Source organism: Streptomyces sp. NPDC058620, assembly GCF_042717135.1.
In the GTDB taxonomy this organism is placed as follows: Bacteria; Actinomycetota; Actinomycetes; order Streptomycetales; family Streptomycetaceae; genus Streptomyces.
On the sequence record NZ_JBHXQO010000004.1, the window covers coordinates 58,981 to 76,921 of the forward strand.

Below are 17,941 nucleotides of genomic sequence, written 5' to 3' on the forward strand. Positions count from 1 at the left end.
CTGCGACGGGGGGCGCACGACGGCCGGAGCCCCCGCACAGTGGGCTCCGGCCGTCGTTGTGCCGCCTGCTGCGATCGCTGTCCGGGCGGAAGGCAGGCGGCCGTTCGGGGTGTCCTAGAGGGCGAGGCCGGTGAGGACGAGGACCCGCTCGTAGGTGTAGTCGTCCATCGCGTAGCGCACGCCCTCGCGGCCGACGCCGGACTGCTTGGCGCCGCCGTACGGCATCTGGTCGGCGCGGTACGAGGGGACGTCGCCGATGATCACGCCGCCCACCTCCAGGGCGCGGTGGGCGCGGAAGGCCGTCTGCAGGTCGTGGGTGAACACGCCTGCCTGGAGGCCGTACTTGGAGGAGTTGACAGCGGCGAACGCCTCCGCCTCACCGTCCACCTTCTGCACGGACAGGACCGGGCCGAAGACCTCTTCGCCGGAGAGCGTGACGTTGTCCGGGAGTTCGGTGAGCACGGTCGGCGCGTACGTGGCCCCGTCGCGCTTGCCGCCGGTCAGCAGGGCGGCGCCTGCCTGGACGGCCTCGTCGACCCAGGACTCGACGCGCTTGGCGGCGTCCTCGCTGACCAGCGGGCCGACATCGGTGGTGGCGTCGGACGGGTCACCGGTGACCAGGGCCTCGACGGCCGAGACGATCTTCGGGACGAGGCGGTCGTAGACCGAGGCGTCCGCGATGACGCGCTGCACCGAGATGCAGGACTGACCGCCCTGGTAGTTGGAGAAGGTCGCGATGCGGGTCGCGGCCCAGTCCAGGTCCTCCTCGGAGGCGTAGTCGCCGAGGACGACCGCGGCTCCGTTGCCGCCGAGCTCCAGGGTGCAGTGCTTGCGCGGGACCGAGTCCATGATCGAGTAGCCGACCGGACCGGATCCGGTGAAGGAGATCACGGGCAGCCGCTCGTCCTGGACGAGGTCCGGCATGCGGTCGTTGGGGACCGTCAGCACGGACCAGGAACCGGCCGGAAGGTCGGTCTCGGCCAGCAGCTCGCCCAGGATCAGCGAGGAGATCGGGGTCGCCGGGGCGGGCTTGAGGATGATCGGGGCGCCGACGGCGATGGCCGGGGCGACCTTGTGCGCGCTCAGGTTGAGCGGGAAGTTGAAGGGCGAGATCCCGAGGACGGTGCCGCGCGGGAAGCGCCGGGTCAGCCCGAGACGGCCGGTGCCGCCGGCGTCGGTGTCCAGGCGCTGGGCGTCGCCGCCGTTGAAGCGGCGGGCCTCCTCGGAGGCGAAGCGGAAGACGGAGACGGCCCGCCCGACCTCGCCACGGGCCCACTTGATGGGCTTGCCGTTCTCGGCGGAGATCAGCTGGGCGATCTCCTCGGTGCGCTCCACGAGGCGGCGTACGACGTGGTCGAGGGCGGCGGCCCGGACGTGCGCCGGGGTCGCGGCGAACTCCTCGCGGACGGCGTGCGCGGCGGCGACGGCTTCTTCGGTCTGCGCGTCGGTCGGCACGCTGACCGTGCCGACAAGACGGCCGTCCCAGGGGTTGGTGACGTCGAAGCTGTCCTCGCCGGTGGCCTGGCGGCCGGCCAGCCAGAAGGCGTGGGTGGAAGTCATGGCGGGTCCGGCCCTTCGGAGGTCGTGACGGAGCTCGTGGGTGTCGTGCTCCCCCACCGTAGGGCGGCCGGGCGCGGATGACGTTTGTCCGGCGTGGAGCACAGGACCCGGGCGATGCTCCGCTTTGTCGGGGATCAGGCGGCTGGGGTGCCCGAGGTGGCGGCCGTCGTGGCCTTCAGCGCCAGCCAGAGCTCCATCCGGACGTCCGGATCGTCCAGGGAGCGGCCGAGGATCTCCTCCACGCGGCGCATCCGGTAGCGCAGGGTGTGGCGGTGGACGCCCAGGTCGGCGGCGGCCGCGTCCCACTGGCCGTGCCGGGAGAGCCAGGCGCGCAGGGAGGCGACGAGGTCGCCGCGGCCCTTGGCGTCGTGCTCGTACAGGGGGCGGAGCATTCCGTCGGCGAAGGCCCGTACGGCGTCGTCGGCGAGCAGCGGAAGTACGGAGCCGGCGGCCAGTTCCTCGTGCTCGACGAGGGCCCTGCCGCGGCGGCGGGCCACCGAGAGTGCCTGTTCGGCCTGCTTGTACGCGGCGGACACGGCGATCGGTCCGGACGGTGCGGACAGGCCGACGACGACCTCGCCGTCCTCGGTGCCCGGATCGCGGGCCGGGCGGTCGTCCTGGGCCTCGGCGTATCCGGCGCAGGCGGCCACCGCGGCGCCCGCGTCCGCGGCGAGCACGACGATGCGTTCGCCCTCGGGCACCATCAGCAGCGCCTCCCCGGCGCGGGCCGCGGCGGCCTCCATGGTCTCGGCGAGGAGCTCGGGGGTGGACCCGGGGGCCGCTTCCGCGATCAGCAGCCGGAAGGGGGCGTCGAGCAGTCCGCCGTACAGGTCTCCCGCGACGGCTCGCGCGTGGTCGGGCTGCCCGGCGAGCAGCATGCGCAGGACGGCGGCGCCGAGGCGCTGCTCGGCGCCCTGGAGCGAGCGGGAGCGTGCGGTGGTGAGCGTCAGGAGGGCGACCGCGGAGTGCACGGCGTACCGCTCGGCGGTTCCGAGCGCCGCGCCCGTCCCGACGGCGAGGGCCCCGCGGACCCGGCGGCCGGTGCCCAGCGACTGGAGCTCGACCCGGTCGTCGGTGTCGCCGACGACGACGCTGGCCGGGGCGGGGCGGTCCCGGAGGCGCTCCACGTCGGGCGTGAGGCGGGCGGCTCGCCTGGCGGCCCATTCGGGCGCGGCGGCCACGACGGCGCCGGAGGTGTCGTACAGGGCGGCCCAGCCGTCGACGTGGGCGGCGAGACGGGTGAGGAGATCACCGGGTCCGTCGCCCGCGACGGCGGCCTTGGTCAGCTCGCGCTGGGCCTCGAAGCCGGCGGTGACCGCCCGGTACTGGTCGGCGGCGATGGCCGCGGACACGGCCTTGGTGATGGCGAGGAACGGGGTGCGGCGCGGGACTTCGAGGAGCGGCAGCCCGGCCTCCTCGGCGGCGTCGACGAGGGCCCGCGGGATCTCCTCGTAGTTCACGCCGACGGCGAATCCGAGCCCCGCGACACCGGCGGCGGCCAGCCGTCGCACGTAACGGAGCATCGCCGCCCCGTCCTCGGCGTCGAGGTTGGTGGCGGTGACGAGGAGGAGCTCCCCGCCCTCCATATAGGGCACGGGATCGGTGAGCTCACTGGCGTGCGCCCAGCGCACGGGGGTGTCGAGGCGGTCGGCCCCCGCGCGGACCGTGAGCTTGAGCGCCGAGTGCTGGGCGAGCGAGGCGAGTGTGGGGGGCATGGGACGGCGGACCTCTGGATCGATTTCGCCGTCCCGTACGAACGGCTGCTTCGATTCTGCCAGGGCGGCAGAGTGCGTGGAGCCGTTCGCGGGGCTACTGGCCGGTAGGGCGGCTCAGCCGCTGAGGTCCACCAGGAGCGGGGGTGCGTGCTCGCCGTCCACCGTCGTCAGGGAGAGCACGGCGTGGCCGGCGGGGACGGAGTACGCCAGTTCGGAGGCCGACCAGCGTTCCCGCTCGACCTGGCGGACGGTCACGGCGTCCGTCGTCACCGCCTTGCCGGTCACCAGCTTGCGCAGGGCGTGCAGGGCACGGGTGAAGGGCTGGTCGGCGAAAACCGTGTGCTGGGCGACCTCCCGGGTCGACACCCATTCCTTGCCCCAGACCTCCGCGAACCGCTTGCCGTCCCAGGTGGTCACGCCGGAGAACGCCATGCAGCAGCCGACGGCGCCCATCAGTGCGGTGTGCAGCCCCTCGGGGACGTCGTCGACGGTACGCAGCACGAGGACGGCGCCGGCGTTGACGGACCGCAGCCGCCGGATACCTCGAACCGTCTCGGGGGTCACGGTGTGCGTCGCGTCGTCCAGGACCAGGCAGACGAAGAGCGAACGGTCGCCGCGCGCCGCGGCCACGGCCGTGAACTGGGCGAGAACCAGCCGGGCGAGGAGCCGCGACGCCTCCGCGTGGGTGCGCTCCGGGAGATCGATACGGACCCGCAGAGGAAGCTGCCCCAGGGAGCGCAGCGAGAAGGGACGGGCGTCTTCCCCGGTGGCGAAGAATCCGGCGAACGCGGGCCGGTCGAGCAGCGCGACGCGGTCGGCGAGCACCGGCCCGGGGTCTCCGGCGCCACCCGCCTGCCGGGCCCTGGCATCCAGTTCGCGCAGCATGGCTCCGTGGCCGCCCGCTTCCAGCGCCCCGCGCAGCGCGGTGAGTGCGTCCGGGGCGCCGTCGAGCAGCTCACGGAGTTCGGGCACCCGGGGAAAACGGCCGTGGACCGTGTGGAAGGGGCCGAGCAGTTGGGCCAGCACCGTGGCCGCACGCCGGCTGTCCGCCGTGGGTACGTCGCCGATGAGCCCTTCCGCGAGCACCCCGGCGGCCTCGTCGGGATCGGTGGTCCCCCCGTACAGGTCGAAGTCGTGGAGGGACCGGGGGTCGCCGATCCGCACCACGACGTCGTACGCCTCGTCCGGGCCGAAAGCGGTTCCGCCCCCGCCCACCGCGAGTACGGCGGCCTGCCCTGCGAGCGCCCGGAGTGCGAGGGACTCGACGACGGGGCGGACGAGGGACGCGGACTTGCCGGAGCCGGGCGGCCCCACCGCCAGCAGCGAGGTGCCAAGCGTCACGGGTTCCAGGGCGACGCCCGAGCCCCGCCGCCCATAGGGGTTGTGGGCGTCGTCGGCGCACCTGCCGATGCGCACCTGACCGGTCAGGACATCGTGCCGGGCGGTGCGCAGGGGCAGGTCCCGGTGGCCGGAGGGGTGCAGGGCGGCGGCGCCCCCCGCACGCAGCACCGCATCCGTGAATCCGGCGAGGCGCTCGGGGTGTGCGCGGGCGACGGTCCAGGCGTGGCGCAGCCGTGCGCAGTCCACGTCGTTCATCCGGCCGGCCCGCACCTCGGCGGTGAGTGTCTCGGCGGCGTCCGTCTGTGCGGCCGCGCGCAGCTCGGGCCACCGGTCGGCGGCCGTATCGGCGGCCGGCTCCGTCGCGGGAGCGGCGTCCTGGCCCCCGGACCGGCCCTTGCGGTAGGCGGCGAGCAGTTCCCGCCAGCGGCCCAGGCGGGCGAAGGGGTACAGCACAGCGGCGGTGATCAGTGCATAGATCACGTTCACGACGCTCTGGCTCTGGAAGACCTCACCGCCCGCGACCGCGGCGATCAGGACGAGGACGGGCCTGGCGAGCGGCACCGCGCCCTGCCAGACGAGAAGCTGGGCCAGGCCGGCCATGGCCACGGTGGCCACGCCCAGGAAGGGCTGTCCACGCCCGGCGACGTGCCGCCGGAAGAGCTCCGGCCAGTTGCCCAGGCGCCCGCAGCCGTACACGAGCAGCCCGAACAGGAGGGCCTCGTAGACCGTCAGGGCGTCGACGCCCTCCACGGTCCGCGGGCCGCCCGCGCTGCCCACGTACCACCACTCGCGCGGGGTGAAGAGTTTCAGCGGGACCAGTCGGTAGGGGATGTAGCCGTTGCGCCACAGGGACCAGACGAGCACTCCGCACAGCACCGCGATCACCGTGCCCACCACCAGGGACCGGTCGGAGACCCCGTCGGGCTTCTCGGGCGGCCGGGGCGTGTGGCCGTACCTCCAGACACCGGGCTCCTGCGGGAGGCGCGGGGTGCGCAGCCACTCGTCGAGCCGCGGCCCGGCGGCCGGAGCGCGGTCCGGGCGTGGCGGGCCGGGCGGGGGGCCCGCCGGTGGCGGGGGCGGCGTGGCCGGTGGGGGCCCTGCGGGCGGGGGCGTGCTGGGTGGAGGCGCGCTCGGACGGGGCACCTGATTCGCCCGTGTGTCCCGTGCGCCGTACGTGCCTTCGGTGTCCATGAACCGCTGCCCCCTGACCAGCCAGGTCCTGCCTCTGCCCGGTCAATCTAGTGCGCCCGCCCAAGGAGTTCAGCCAGGCGCCCGAGCCCGTCCCGTACCGAGAACCTCGCCGCGTGTACGCCCATCTGTCCGGATGGGACAAGGACACGCCCCCACCACTCCCGATCGGCGCATGCCTGTCGGCACTCACCGCCCCTAGCCTGCAGAAAGAGAAGCGTAGGAAACACCCCCCAGGAGCCCCTCATGAGCGCAGTCCCGCAGGAGCGCAGCCTCGTCACCGCCATTCCCGGCCCGAAGTCGGTCGAGCTCCAGGCTCGCCGTGTCGCGGCGGTCGCCGCAGGGGTGGGCTCCACACTGCCGGTGTTCACGGCCCGCGCCGGCGGCGGGATCATCGAGGACGTGGACGGCAACCGTCTGATCGACTTCGGCTCCGGCATCGCCGTGACGTCGGTGGGCGCCTCCGCCGAGGCCGTCGTACGCCGCGCCTCCGCGCAGCTCGCCGACTTCACCCACACCTGTTTCATGGTCACGCCGTACGAGGGGTACGTCGAGGTCTGTGAGCAGCTGGCCGAGCTGACGCCGGGCGACCACGCGAAGAAGTCGGCGCTGTTCAACTCGGGCGCCGAGGCCGTCGAGAACGCCGTGAAGATCGCCCGCGCCTACACCAAGCGCACCGCGGTCGTCGTCTTCGACCACGGCTACCACGGCCGGACCAACCTCACGATGGCGCTGACGGCGAAGAACATGCCGTACAAGCAGGGCTTCGGCCCGTTCGCGCCCGAGGTCTACCGCGTCCCGGTGGCGTACGGCTACCGCTGGCCGACCGGTGCCGAGAACGCCGGCGCCGAGGCGTCCGCGCAGGCCATCGACGAGATCACCAAGCAGATCGGCGCGGACAACGTCGCCGCCATCATCATCGAGCCGGTCCTCGGCGAGGGCGGCTTCATCGAGCCTGCCAAGGGCTTCCTGCCGGCGATCGCCCAGTTCGCCAAGGACAACGGCATCGTCTTCGTCGCGGACGAGATCCAGTCCGGCTTCTGCCGCACCGGCCAGTGGTTCGCCTGCGAGGACGAGGGCATCGTCCCCGACCTGATCACCACGGCCAAGGGCATCGCGGGCGGTCTGCCGCTCTCCGCCGTGACGGGCCGCGCCGAGATCATGGACGCAGCCCACGCCGGCGGCCTCGGCGGCACGTACGGCGGAAACCCGGTGGCCTGCGCGGGTGCGCTGGGCGCCATCGAGACGATGCGCGAGCTGGACCTGAACGGCAAGGCCAAGCGCATCGAGGAGGTCATGAAGGGCCGCCTCGCCGAGATGCAGTCGAAGCTCCCCAACGGCGACATCATCGGTGACATCCGCGGCCGCGGCGCCATGATCGCGATCGAGCTGGTCCAGTCCGGCACGAAGGACCCGAACCCGGCAGCCGCCGCGGGCCTGGCCAAGGCATGCCACGCCGAGGGTCTGCTGGTCCTCACCTGTGGCACGTACGGCAACGTCCTGCGCTTCCTGCCGCCGCTCGTGATCGGCGAGGACCTGCTGAACGAGGGCCTCGACATCATCGAGCAGGCTTTCGCCACGGTCTGATCCGTGCGAATCCCGCCGAACGCCGGAAGGCCGAATGGCGCGGATGACCCGGCCCCGCGTGTGGGCCTGTGAAGAACGTGTGGGGGGCCGATGGCGGGATCCGTTTCCCGCTGTCGGTCCCCCACCGGCTGACGTACGGTTTCCACAGATGAGAGAAACACGCCGCTCGCGGGAAACTGCGGGCGACTCCGGTTCGGCGCTTCCCCGGTGCCGTCCGGGTTGTGCCCACGCGCACACCACTGGAGCCTCTGGCTCCGGAACTCCTCACCGATCGGATGGCCGCCCGCCCCACACCCCCCGGGGCGCGCGGCAAACCGATCCCGCCGGTCGCCCAGGAACAACCCCCCCTGTTCCTGGGCGACCGGCTCCACTCGTTTCCGCGGTGATCTCGCTGCTCGCGGTCTTCGCGCTCAGCACCTGGCAGGTCGTGGCCGACGGCCCCCTGCTCGGTCCGGACGAACGCATCAGTGAGGCGCTGGCCGGCCGCGGCCCCGTGGCGCTCACGGAGTTCTTCACCGATCTCGGCAATATGCAGGTCGCCCTTCCGGTGCTGGTCTGCGCGATCGTCTTCGCCCTGGTGCGGGGCGAGCGCCGCGAACCGCTGTACGCCGCGCTCGCGATGGCCGCCGTGCCCGCGCTGGTGGTCCCGCTGAAGCTGTGGACCGACCGCCAGGGCCCGCTGACCGAGGCGACCGGCTACTACCCGTCGGGCCATACGGCCACCTCCGCGGTGGCGTACGGAGCGGCGGCGATGCTCCTGGTCCCGTATCTGAAGCGCTCGTGGACGATGCCCGCCGCCGCCGTCCTGCTGACTGCGGCGACGAGCATCGGCCTCGTGCTGCGCGGCTACCACTGGCCGCTCGACGTGGTCGGCAGCTGGTGCCTGAGCGGGGTGCTGCTGGTTGCCCTGTGGGTGCTCAGCTGCCGAAGTAGGCGTCGAAGTTCTTCGAGAACTCCCACTGGTTGAAGCGGTCCCAGTTGATCGACCAGGTCATCAGCCCGCGCAGTGCGGGCCAGGTGCCGTGCGTCTGATAACCGCCGCAGTCGGTCTTCTTCGTCAGACAGTTCAGTGCCTTGGTGACCTCCGCGGGCGAGGTGTGCCCGTTGCCCGCCTGGGTCGAGGCCGGCAGACCGATGGCGACCTGCTCGGGACGCAGCGCCGGGAAGACCTTCGCCTGGTCACCGGCGACCGGGAAGCCCGTGAGGAGCATGTCGGTCATGGCGATGTGGAAGTCCGCGCCGCCCATCGAGTGGTACTGGTTGTCCAGGCCCATGATGGAGCCCGAGTTGTAGTCCTGGACGTGCAGCAGGGTGAGGTCGTCGCGCAGGGCGTGGATGACCGGGAGGTAGGCCCCGGCACGCGGGTCCTGCCCGCCCCAGGGCCCCGAGCCGTAGTACTGGTAGCCGAGCTGGACGAAGAAGGTCTCCGGGGCCATGGTGAGGACGAAGCCGGCGCCGTATTTCGCCTTGAGGGTCTTGACGGCCGAGATGAGGTTGACGATCACCGGTGAGGTCGGGCTGCGGAAGTCGGTGTCACCGGTCTTCAGCGAGAGGGAGTGGCCCTCGAAGTCGATGTCCAGACCGTTCAGCCCGTACTCGTCGATGATCCTGCTCACCGAGGAGACGAAGGTGTCGCGGGCGGCGGTGGTGGCGAGCTGCACCTGGCCGTTCTGGCCGCCGATGGAGATGAGCACCTTCTTGCCCGCGGCCTGTCTGGCCTTGATGGCCGCCTTGAAATCGGCCGCGGATTCGACGTTCGGACACTCGGCGACCGGGCAGAGCGAGAAGCGGATGTCGCCGGAGGTGACGGAGGTCGGCTCACCGAAGGCGAGGTTGATGACGTCCCAGGAGTCGGGCACGTCCGCCATCCGCGTGTAGCCGGAGCCGTTGGCGAAGCTGGAGTGCAGATAGCCGACGAGGGCGTGGGCCGGGAGGTCGCCGCCGCCCCCGCCGCCGCCCGCCGTGGTGGTGGCGGACACGGCGGCCGACTTGGCGGACTCACCGGCGGCGTTGACCGCGCTGACCTGGAAACTGTACGCCGTCGAGGCGCTCAGGCCGGTCACGGTGGCCGAGGTGCCGGTGACCGCCAGGACCTTGGTGCCGTTGCGGTGGACGTGGTAGCCGGTGGCTCCGGAGGCCGCGTTCCAGGTGAGCGGGACGGAGGAGGCGGTGGCCGTGCCCGCCTTCAGTCCGGCGGGGACCGCGGGCAGGGCGACCGGGTCGCCGCCCGGGCCGACGAGGCTGAGGTCGTCGGCATAGTAGGCGGGGGTGCCGTACCAGCCATGGGTGTAGAGGGTCACCGAGGTGGTGGCGGCCCCGGTCGTGAAGGTGGTGGTGAGCTTCTTCCAGGCGCCGGGCGACTGCGTCCAGGTGGAGACGTCCGTGGTACCGGTGCCGGACGCGCCGAGGTAGACGTAACCGCCCTGCACCCAGGAACTCAGCGTGTAGGCGGAGCCGGGTCTGACCGTGACGGTCTGGGAGCACTTGGCGTTGTCGCTGCCGGCCGGGGTGCCCCTCAGCGCGGAGGTGCCGCTGTGCACGGGCGTACCGACGACGGCTCCGCTGCCGCCGGTGCAGCTCCAGCCGTCCAGGCCGGCCTCGAAGCCGCCGTTGCGGGCCAGTTCGGCGTCGGCGGCACCGGCGGCCGGGGCGGTCGCGACCAGACCGGCGGCGGCGAGCAGGGTCGCCGCGAGGGCGGCCACGAGTCCGGACAATCGGGTGGGGGGTCCCGTACGTTCCACAACAGCCTCCGGGCAGGGGGGAATTGGGGGGTGGCGGGCCACAACCTGGTCCAGACCAATCAACTTGTCAAGACCTCTGGCAGTGTGGCCACCACCCTCGGCCCCGCCGCAGCACCGGCCCCCGGCGGTCTCGGCCCGCCGCAGCACCGGCCCCCCGGCGGTTTCAGCCCCCGTCGCCGTCCCGCGCCGCGGCTCCGCGGCCTCGTGCATCGCGAGTTCCAGCAGAGCGGGATCGGTGAGCGTCCCGGAGCCGTCCGGCGGGATCAGCCACCGCACCCCGCCGCAGGCCCGGCCGGGGTACGGGACGACAACTTTGCCCCCGGGCCGGCCATGGCATGCCCTCCGTTCCTGGGGCACCGGCAGGGACCTGCCGGTGCGTTCACGGAAGAGAGAGCGCCGCGCCCGGTTCATTACGCGGGTTCGGGGACTTGCCGGCTGCGAACCGGATCACATGGCCCCGTCGGGCTCAGCTGTCGAAGCCGAGGCCCGCCCGGTCCATCGCCTTCAGCCACAGATTGCGGTGTCCGCCGTTGCTGTCGGCCCTGGCCAGCGACCTCTTGGTGAGCTCGATGCCGGCCCAGGCGAACGGCTCCGGCGGGAAGGGGACGGGCTTGGAACGGACCATCTCCAGGGCGGTCCGTTCCGTCGGCTCGCCGGAGAGCAGGTCGAGCATCACATCGGCCCCGAAACGGGTGGCGCCGACCCCTAGCCCGGTGAATCCCGCCGCGTAGGCGACCCGCCCCTGATGAGCCGTACCGAAGAAGGCGGAGAAGCGCGAGCACGTGTCGATCGCCCCTCCCCACGCGTGGCTGAAGCGCACCCCGGCAAGCTGCGGGAAGCACTCGAAGAACTGGGCCGCGAGCTTGAGGAAGGTCTCCGGCCGCTGGTCCAGATCGGCGCTCAGCCGGCCCCCGTACGGATAGATGGCGTCGTATCCGCCCCACAGGATCCGGTTGTCCGAGGAGAGCCGGAAGTAGTGGAACTGGTTGGCGCTGTCGCCGAGTCCCTGCCGGTTCCTCCAGCCGATCGAGGCGAGCTGGTCCTCGCTGAGCGGCTCCGTCATCAGCGCGTAGTCGTAGACCGGGACGGTGTACGGGCGTACGCGCTTGACCAGCGAGGGGAAGATGTTCGTACCCAGCGCGACCTTGCGCGCCAGGACCCGCCCGTACGGAGTGCGGACCGCCATCCCCGGGCCGGACTTGAGCAGATCGAGGCCCCGGGTGTGCTCGTACATCCGCACGCCGAGTTCGACGCAGGCCCGCTTCAGGCCCCAGGCGAGCTTGGCGGGGTGCAGCATGGCGACACCGTTCCGGTCCAGGAGCCCGCCCAGGAATGTCGGCGAGTCGACTTCCGCCCTCACCGCTTCCCGGTCCAGGAACTCCAGTCCGGTGAAGCCGAGTTCGGTGGCCTCCCGGTGCCAGGCGCGCAGCTCTTCGAGCTGGTGCGGTTCGGTGGCGACGTCGATCTCGCCGGTGCGCTCGAACTCGCAGTCGATGGAGTAACGGGCGACGGCGGCCTCGATGGCGTCGAGGTTCCGCTCGCCCAGTTCCTCCAGCTTCTTGATCTCGTCCGGCCAGCGTTCCACGCCGTTGGGCAGGCCGTGGGTGAGGGAGGCGGCGCAGAACCCGCCGTTGCGGCCCGAGGCGGCCCAGCCCGCCTCGTGCCCCTCGATCAGGACGACATCGCGCCCGGGGTCCCGTTCCTTGGCGATCAGCGCGGTCCACAGACCGCTGTATCCGCCACCGATGACGAGGAGGTCACAGCGCTCCTCCCCGATGAGCGCGGGAAGCGCCTCCGGTTTCGCCGGGTCGTCCAGCCAGTAGGCGAGCGGCTTGGCGCCGGCGAGTGATTGTGCGGCAGTACGCATGGCGACTGGGGCCATGGTTTCCAACTCCTTCAGGGCTTTCCAGGGGTGCCCCCGGGCACGGCCTAGGGTTGCGCGTTGTTCTTCCGCCGGTTCGCGACGAGCTGGCCGACGAGGACCACCGTCACGGCAATGATGAACATCGCCGTGCCGATGACGTTGATCTGCACGGGCGTGCCGCGCTGTGCCGAACCCCAGACGAACATGGGGAAGGTGACGGTGGAGCCCGCGTTGAAGTTGGTGATGATGAAGTCGTCGAACGAGAGCGCGAAGGCGAGCAGCGCTCCCGCGGCGATTCCCGGGGCCGCGATCGGCAGGGTCACCCGGACGAAGGTCTGTACGGGGCCCGCGTACAGATCACGGGCGGCCTCCTCCAGCCTCGGGTCCATCGACATCACGCGTGCCTTGACCGCGGTCACCACGAAGCTGAGGCAGAACATGATGTGGGCGATCAGGACGGTCCAGTAGCCCAGTTCCGCGCCCATGTTGAGGAAGAGCGTGAGCAGCGAGGCGGCCATGACGACCTCGGGCATCGCCATCGGCAGGAAGATCAGCGAGTTGATCGCGCCACGCGCCCGGAAGCGGTAGCGGACCAGCGCGAAGGCGATCATCGTGCCGAGCACGGTCGCGCCGATGGTCGCCCAGATCGCGATCCGGAACGAGAGCGAGAGCGACGAGCAGAGGTCGGCGACCCCGCAGGGGTCTTTCCAGGCGTCCAGCGAGAACTGCTGCCAGGCGTAGTTGAAGCGCCCGTTGGGCTTGTTGAACGAGAACACCATCACGACGATGTTCGGCACGATCATGTACGCGAGGGTCAGCAGACCCGCGATGACGATCATGTTGCGGCGAATCCAGCGCAGTGCGGGCATCAGACCAGGTCCTCCGTCCCGGAGCGGCGGATGTAGAAGGTGACCATCAGCAGGACGATCGCCATGAGGATGAAGGAGAGCGCGGCTGCTGTCGGATAGTCCAGGACCCGCAGGAACTGCGACTGGATGACGCTGCCCACCATCTTGGTGTCGGTGGAGCCGAGCAGTTCCGCGTTGACGTAGTCACCGCTGGCGGGGATGAAGGTCAGCAGCGTGCCGGAGACGACACCCGGCATCGAGAGCGGGAACGTCACCTTGCGGAAGGTCGTGGCGGGGGTGGCGTACAGGTCGCCCGCCGCCTCGTGCAGCCTGCCGTCGATCCGCTCCAGCGAGGTGTAGAGCGGCAGGATCATGAACGGCAGGAAGTTGTACGTCAGACCGCAGACGACCGCCATCGGGGTGGCGAGCACCCGGTTGGACTCGGTCCAGCCGAGCCAGCTGGTGACGTCCAGGACGTGCAGCGTGTTCAGCAGGTCCACGACCGCGCCGCCGTCCGCGAGGATCGTCTTCCAGGCGAGCGTACGGATCAGGAAGCTGGTGAAGAACGGGGCGATGACCAGCACCAGCACCAGGTTGCGCCAGCGGCCCGCCTTGAACGCGATCAGATACGCGAGCGGGTAGCCGAGCACCAGACACAGGAGCGTCGCGGAACCGGCGTACAGCAGGGACCGGATGAACTGCGGGTAGTAGTCCTTCAGCGCGTCCCAGTACGTCTGGAAGTGCCAGGTGACCTCGAACCCCTTCTCCAGGGATCCCGTCTGTACGGAGGTCGATGCCTGGTAGACCATCGGCACCGCGAAGAAGACGATCAGCCACAGGATGCCGGGGAGCAGCAGCCAGTAGGGGACGAGCCGCTTGCGGGTGGAGGGCTTGCGCACCTTCGGCTCCGCGGGCTCTTTCGGTGGCGCGGCGGGCGCTTCGGTGACGGTCACGCCGCGTCCTCCACCGTCTCCACGCCGGCGTCGATGTCCTGGGAGGCGTCCAGGCCGAAGGTGTGCGCCGGGTTCCAGTGCAGGACGACTTCGGCGCCGGGGGTGAGCCGCGCGTCACGCTCGATGTTCTGCTCGTACACCTGGAGCGCCTTGCCCGCCGGGCTCTCGACGACGTACTGCGTGGAGACCCCGATGAAGCTGGAGTCGACGATCCGCCCCGTGACCCGGTTGCGGCCGTCGGCTATCCGCTCGGCGGCGTCGGCGTGCGCCAGGGAGATCTTCTCGGGGCGTATGCCGAGGAGCACCTTGCCTCCGGTGGTGGCCGGGGCGGAGCACCGGTCGCCGGGCAGCCGGAGCTTTCCGCCGCCCGCCGAGACGACGATGTCCGTGCCGGACTCGACGACCTCGCCCTCGATGAGGTTGGAGGTGCCGAGGAAGTTGGCGACGAACGTGGTCTTCGGGTTCTCGTACAGATCGGCCGGGGCACCGAGCTGTTCGACCCGCCCCCCGTTCATCACGGCGACCGTGTCGGCCATGGTCATGGCCTCTTCCTGGTCGTGCGTGACGTGCACGAAGGTGATGCCGACCTCGGTCTGGATCCGCTTCAGCTCAAGCTGCATCTGGCGGCGCAGCTTGAGGTCGAGGGCGCCGAGCGGCTCGTCGAGGAGCAGCACCTGCGGATGGTTGATGAGTGCGCGGGCGACGGCGACGCGCTGCTGCTGGCCACCGGAGAGCTGGTGCGGCTTGCGCCGGGCGAAGTCGCCGAGCTGGACGAGCTCCAGCATGTCGTCGACCTGCTTCTTGACCGACTTGATGCCACGCCGGCGCAGACCGAAGGCGATGTTCTCGGTGATGTCCAGGTGCGGGAAGAGCGCGTAGCTCTGGAAGACGGTGTTGACGGGCCGCTTGTACGGGGGCAGGCCGGTGATGTCCTTGCCGCCGAGCGAGACCGTGCCGGTCGTCGCCTCCTCCAGGCCCGCGATCATGCGGAGCGTGGTGGTCTTGCCGCAGCCGGACGCGCCGAGCAGCGCGAAGAACGAACCCTGCGGGACGGTCAGGTCGAGCGGCTGTACGGCGGTGAAGGAGCCGTATGTCTTGCTGATCCCGGTGAGGCGGACATCGCCGCCGGTTGTCTGCTGCTGAGTCATGGGTCGCAGTCCCAGTGGTGGAAGGGCGGGTGAGGGAAGGGAAGGTCCGGCGCTCAGGCGCCGATGAGCTTGGCGAACTTCTCTTCGTACGCCGTCTCTTCCTTGGAGCTGAGTGACCGGAAGGCGCGGGACTTCGCCGCCATCTCCTTGTCCGGGAGGATCAGCGTGTTGGCGGCCATCGACTCGTCGATCTTGGCGAGTTCCTCGCGTACGCCGTCGACCGGGCACACGTAGTTGATGTACGCGGCGAGCTGGGCGGCGACCGGCGGCTCGTAGTAGTAGTCGATGAGCTTCTCGGCGTTGGTCTTGTGCCGCGCCTTCGCGGGGACCAGCAGATTGTCGCTGGAGGTGATGTAACCGGCGGCCGGGATGGTGAACTTGATGTCCGGGTTGTCGGCCTGGAGCTGGATGATGTCCCCGGCCCAGCCGATACAGGCCGCGATGTCGCCCTTGCTCAGGTCCGCCGTGTAGTCGTTGCCGGTGAAGCGGCGGATCTGCTTCTTGTCGACGCCCTTCTGGAGGCGGCCGATCGCGGCGTCGAAGTCGGCGTCGCCGAACGTCCCGGGGTCCTTGCCCATGTCCAGCAGCGTCATGCCGACGGAGTCGCGCATCTCGGAGAGGAAGGACACCCGGCCCTTGAGCTTGGGGTCGTCGAGCAGCTGGGTGACGGAGTCGACCTTGCGGCCCCCGGTCGCCTTGGAGTTGTAGGCGATGACGGTGGGGATGCCGGTCCAGGGGTACGAGTAGGCGCGGCCCGGGTCCCAGTCGGGGGTGCGGAACTGGGACGAGAGGTTGGCGAAGGCGTGCGGCAGGTTCGCCGGGTCGAGCTTCTGCGCCCAGCCGAGCCGGATGATGCGGGCCGCCAGCCAGTCGGTGACGCATATGAGGTCGCGTCCGGTGTTCTGGCCGGCCGCGAGCTGCGGCTTGACCTTCCCGAAGAACTCGACGTTGTCGTTGATGTCCTCGGTGTACTTGACCTTGATCCCGGTGCGTTTCGTGAACGCCTCCAGGGTCGGGCGGCCTTTCTCGTCCTCGCTGACGTCCATGTACTCGGTCCAGTTGGAGAAGCTGATCTGCTTCTCCTTGGCCGAGTGGTCGTCGGAAGCGGCCGCCGCGTCGCCCTCGCGCTTGGCGGGCGGGATGCCGCAGGCGCTCAGTGTGCCCAGGCCGCCGAGCGCCAGGGCGCCCATGCCCGAGGCGCGCAGCATCGAACGGCGGGTGAGGGCGCCCCTGCCCGTGGTCAGGCTTCGCCTCATGGCCGCCAGCTGGGCGGGAGAGAGGCGCTCGGGCTCGTACTGCTCCATACGCGTTGCCCTTTCGGGTGTGTGGCCGCTGGTCAGGCGACGGCTGCTATCGGTCCCCGAAGATCGTGCGGTGCCAGTCCTTGCGGGCGACCGCGGTGTTGTCGTACATCACGTGCTTGACCTGCGTGTACTCCTCGAAGGAGTACGTCGACATGTCCTTGCCGAAGCCGCTGGCCTTGTATCCGCCGTGCGGCATCTCGCTGATGATCGGGATGTGGTCGTTCACCCAGACGCAGCCCGCCTTGATCTCACGGGTGGCCCGGTTGGCCCGGTACAGGTCCCGGGTCCAGGCGGAGGCCGCGAGGCCGTACGGGGTGTCGTTGGCGAGGGCGATGCCCTCGTCGTCGGTGTCGAAGGGGAGGACCACGAGGACCGGCCCGAAGATCTCGGACTGGACGATCTCGCTGTCCTGGGCGGCGCCCGCGACCAGGGTCGGCCGGTAGTAGGCGCCGTCCTGAAGGCCGCCGCCGGGAGCCTCGCCGCCGGTGACGACGGTGGCGTAGGCGCGGGCGCGCTCGACGATGGCGGCGACCCGGTCGCGCTGGGCGTGGCTGATCAGCGGGCCGAGGTCCGTCGAGGGGTCGAAGGGATCGCCGAGCCGGACGGTCTCCATGAGCGCGGCGACGTCCCGTACGAAGGCGTCGTAGAGGGGACGCTGCACATAGGCGCGGGTGGCGGCGGTGCAGTCCTGCCCGGTGTTGATGAGGGAGCCGGCCACCGCGCCGTTGACCGCCGCTTCGAGGTCGGCGTCGTCGAAGACCACGAAGGGTGCCTTGCCGCCGAGTTCGAGGTGGAGGCGCTTGACGGTGGAGGTGGCGATCTCCGCGACGCGCTTGCCGACGGCGGTCGAGCCGGTGAAGGAGGTCATGACGACGTCGGGGTGACCGACGAGGTGCTCGCCCGCGTCCCTGCCCGCACCGGTGACGATGTTGATCACCCCGTCCGGGATGCCCGCCTCGGTGGCCGCCTGGGCGAACATCAGCGAGGTCAGCGGGGTGATCTCGGCCGGCTTCAGGACGATGGTGTTGCCCGCCGCGACGGCCGGGAGGACCTTCCACGCGGCCATCTGGAGCGGGTAGTTCCAGGGAGCGATGGAGCCGACGACCCCGATCGCCTCGCGGCGTACGTACGAGGTGTGGTCGCCGTCGTACTCGGCAGCCGCCTTGCCCTCCAGATGACGGGCGGCGCCCGCGAAGAAGGCGGTGTTGTCGACGGTGCCGGGCACGTCGAACTCGGTGGAGAGCTTGATCGGCTTGCCGCACTGGAGGGACTCGGCGTACGCGAAGTCGTCGGCCTGTCCGGCGAGCACGGCGGCGAAGCGGTGCATCGCCTCGGACCGCTCGGCAGGGGTGGCGCCTGACCAGCCGGGGAAGGCGGCCGCCGCCGCGGCGACGGCCGCGTCCACGTCGTCGGTGCCGGCCAGTTCGTAGCGGTAGACCGTCTCGCCCGTCGCCGGGTTCACCACCTCGTGGTGGCGACCGGATGTACCGGACCGCAGTTTTCCGCCAATGTACTGCGCGCCGCCCGCGAAGCGGTCCTGCACGTGGAAGCCGTTACCCATGACGCTCTCCTCCACCGATCCCCCGCTGAGCAGGGGCGGCGTAGCTTCTGGTCGAGTTGAGTGCCGATCCTGACAGAGGGGACCCACACCAACAAGTGATTCCGTTGTTGCCTTTTGGTTACGCGACGGAA

The 17,941-nt window shown here is 70.8% G+C and carries 12 protein-coding genes; 2 read left to right on the forward strand and 10 right to left on the reverse strand.

The annotated features are described in order from the left end of the window. Positions 1-114 precede the first annotated feature (114 nt). From ACFWSK_RS06595 to ACFWSK_RS06605, 3 genes are all read right to left on the reverse strand, one after another. Positions 115-1,560, reverse strand: a complete 1,446-nt coding sequence (locus ACFWSK_RS06595) for an aldehyde dehydrogenase family protein (RefSeq protein WP_383782698.1) — start codon at positions 1,558-1,560, stop codon at positions 115-117. Between the two features lie 134 nt (positions 1,561-1,694). Next, positions 1,695-3,275: a PucR family transcriptional regulator gene (locus ACFWSK_RS06600; protein WP_383782700.1), complete on the reverse strand. Its 1,581-nt coding sequence runs from the start codon at positions 3,273-3,275 to the stop codon at positions 1,695-1,697. Between the two features lie 114 nt (positions 3,276-3,389). After that, on the reverse strand, positions 3,390-5,807 hold the full coding sequence (locus ACFWSK_RS06605; protein WP_383782702.1) for an ATP/GTP-binding protein: 2,418 nt from the start codon (positions 5,805-5,807) through the stop codon (positions 3,390-3,392). Positions 5,808-6,050: 243 nt separating this feature from the next. On the opposite strand from ACFWSK_RS06605, the gene gabT reads away from it, so the two are divergent. Further along, positions 6,051-7,391 carry a 4-aminobutyrate--2-oxoglutarate transaminase gene (gabT, locus tag ACFWSK_RS06610; protein ID WP_383782704.1) on the forward strand — a complete coding sequence of 447 codons (1,341 nt, stop codon included), beginning with the start codon at positions 6,051-6,053 and terminating at the stop codon, positions 7,389-7,391. A gap of 148 nt (positions 7,392-7,539) precedes the next feature. After that, the gene (locus ACFWSK_RS06615) at positions 7,540-8,358 is read left to right on the forward strand and encodes a phosphatase PAP2 family protein (protein WP_383782706.1); all 819 of its coding nucleotides are present in this window, start codon (positions 7,540-7,542) and stop codon (positions 8,356-8,358) included. Here ACFWSK_RS06615 and ACFWSK_RS06620 read toward each other — a convergent pair. The 7 genes from ACFWSK_RS06620 to ACFWSK_RS06650 form a co-directional block, all read right to left on the reverse strand. Continuing rightward, positions 8,309-10,132, reverse strand: coding sequence for a chitinase (locus ACFWSK_RS06620; RefSeq protein ID WP_383782708.1), 1,824 nt, complete (start codon positions 10,130-10,132; stop codon positions 8,309-8,311). The genes ACFWSK_RS06615 and ACFWSK_RS06620 overlap by 50 nt on opposite strands. Positions 10,133-10,598: 466 nt before the next feature. After that, positions 10,599-12,014, reverse strand: coding sequence for an NAD(P)/FAD-dependent oxidoreductase (locus ACFWSK_RS06625; RefSeq protein WP_383782710.1), 1,416 nt, complete (start codon positions 12,012-12,014; stop codon positions 10,599-10,601). A 47-nt stretch (positions 12,015-12,061) separates the two neighbouring features. After that, positions 12,062-12,865: an ABC transporter permease gene (locus ACFWSK_RS06630; protein ID WP_383782711.1), complete on the reverse strand. Its 804-nt coding sequence runs from the start codon at positions 12,863-12,865 to the stop codon at positions 12,062-12,064. Beyond that, the gene (locus ACFWSK_RS06635) at positions 12,865-13,797 is read right to left on the reverse strand and encodes an ABC transporter permease (RefSeq protein WP_383782713.1); all 933 of its coding nucleotides are present in this window, start codon (positions 13,795-13,797) and stop codon (positions 12,865-12,867) included. The genes ACFWSK_RS06630 and ACFWSK_RS06635 overlap by 1 nt, the downstream gene beginning before the upstream one ends. Further along, positions 13,794-14,945: an ABC transporter ATP-binding protein gene (locus ACFWSK_RS06640; protein WP_383782715.1), complete on the reverse strand. Its 1,152-nt coding sequence runs from the start codon at positions 14,943-14,945 to the stop codon at positions 13,794-13,796. Before ACFWSK_RS06640 ends, ACFWSK_RS06635 begins: the two co-directional genes overlap by 4 nt. Positions 14,946-14,998: 53 nt before the next feature. Further along, positions 14,999-16,249 (reverse strand): PotD/PotF family extracellular solute-binding protein, encoded by a 1,251-nt coding sequence (locus tag ACFWSK_RS06645; protein ID WP_383782717.1) that lies wholly within the window; start codon positions 16,247-16,249, stop codon positions 14,999-15,001. Between the two features lie 46 nt (positions 16,250-16,295). Beyond that, positions 16,296-17,810 carry a gamma-aminobutyraldehyde dehydrogenase gene (locus ACFWSK_RS06650; protein ID WP_383782719.1) on the reverse strand — a complete coding sequence of 505 codons (1,515 nt, stop codon included), beginning with the start codon at positions 17,808-17,810 and terminating at the stop codon, positions 16,296-16,298. Positions 17,811-17,941: the final 131 nt, after the last annotated feature.

What these genes read in the sequence shown, in the direction of transcription:
- ACFWSK_RS06595 (WP_383782698.1), bottom strand. Translation starts at nt 1,560, where the DNA reads ATGACTTCCACCCACGCCTTCTGGCTGGCCGGCCGCCAGGCCACCGGC.
- ACFWSK_RS06600 (WP_383782700.1), bottom strand. Translation starts at nt 3,275, where the DNA reads ATGCCCCCCACACTCGCCTCGCTCGCCCAGCACTCGGCGCTCAAGCTC.
- ACFWSK_RS06605 (WP_383782702.1), bottom strand. Translation starts at nt 5,807, where the DNA reads ATGGACACCGAAGGCACGTACGGCGCACGGGACACACGGGCGAATCAG.
- gabT (WP_383782704.1), top strand. Translation starts at nt 6,051, where the DNA reads ATGAGCGCAGTCCCGCAGGAGCGCAGCCTCGTCACCGCCATTCCCGGC.
- ACFWSK_RS06615 (WP_383782706.1), top strand. Translation starts at nt 7,540, where the DNA reads ATGAGAGAAACACGCCGCTCGCGGGAAACTGCGGGCGACTCCGGTTCG.
- ACFWSK_RS06625 (WP_383782710.1), bottom strand. Translation starts at nt 12,014, where the DNA reads ATGGCCCCAGTCGCCATGCGTACTGCCGCACAATCACTCGCCGGCGCC.
- ACFWSK_RS06630 (WP_383782711.1), bottom strand. Translation starts at nt 12,865, where the DNA reads ATGCCCGCACTGCGCTGGATTCGCCGCAACATGATCGTCATCGCGGGT.
- ACFWSK_RS06640 (WP_383782715.1), bottom strand. Translation starts at nt 14,945, where the DNA reads ATGACTCAGCAGCAGACAACCGGCGGCGATGTCCGCCTCACCGGGATC.
- ACFWSK_RS06645 (WP_383782717.1), bottom strand. Translation starts at nt 16,249, where the DNA reads ATGGAGCAGTACGAGCCCGAGCGCCTCTCTCCCGCCCAGCTGGCGGCC.
- ACFWSK_RS06650 (WP_383782719.1), bottom strand. Translation starts at nt 17,810, where the DNA reads ATGGGTAACGGCTTCCACGTGCAGGACCGCTTCGCGGGCGGCGCGCAG.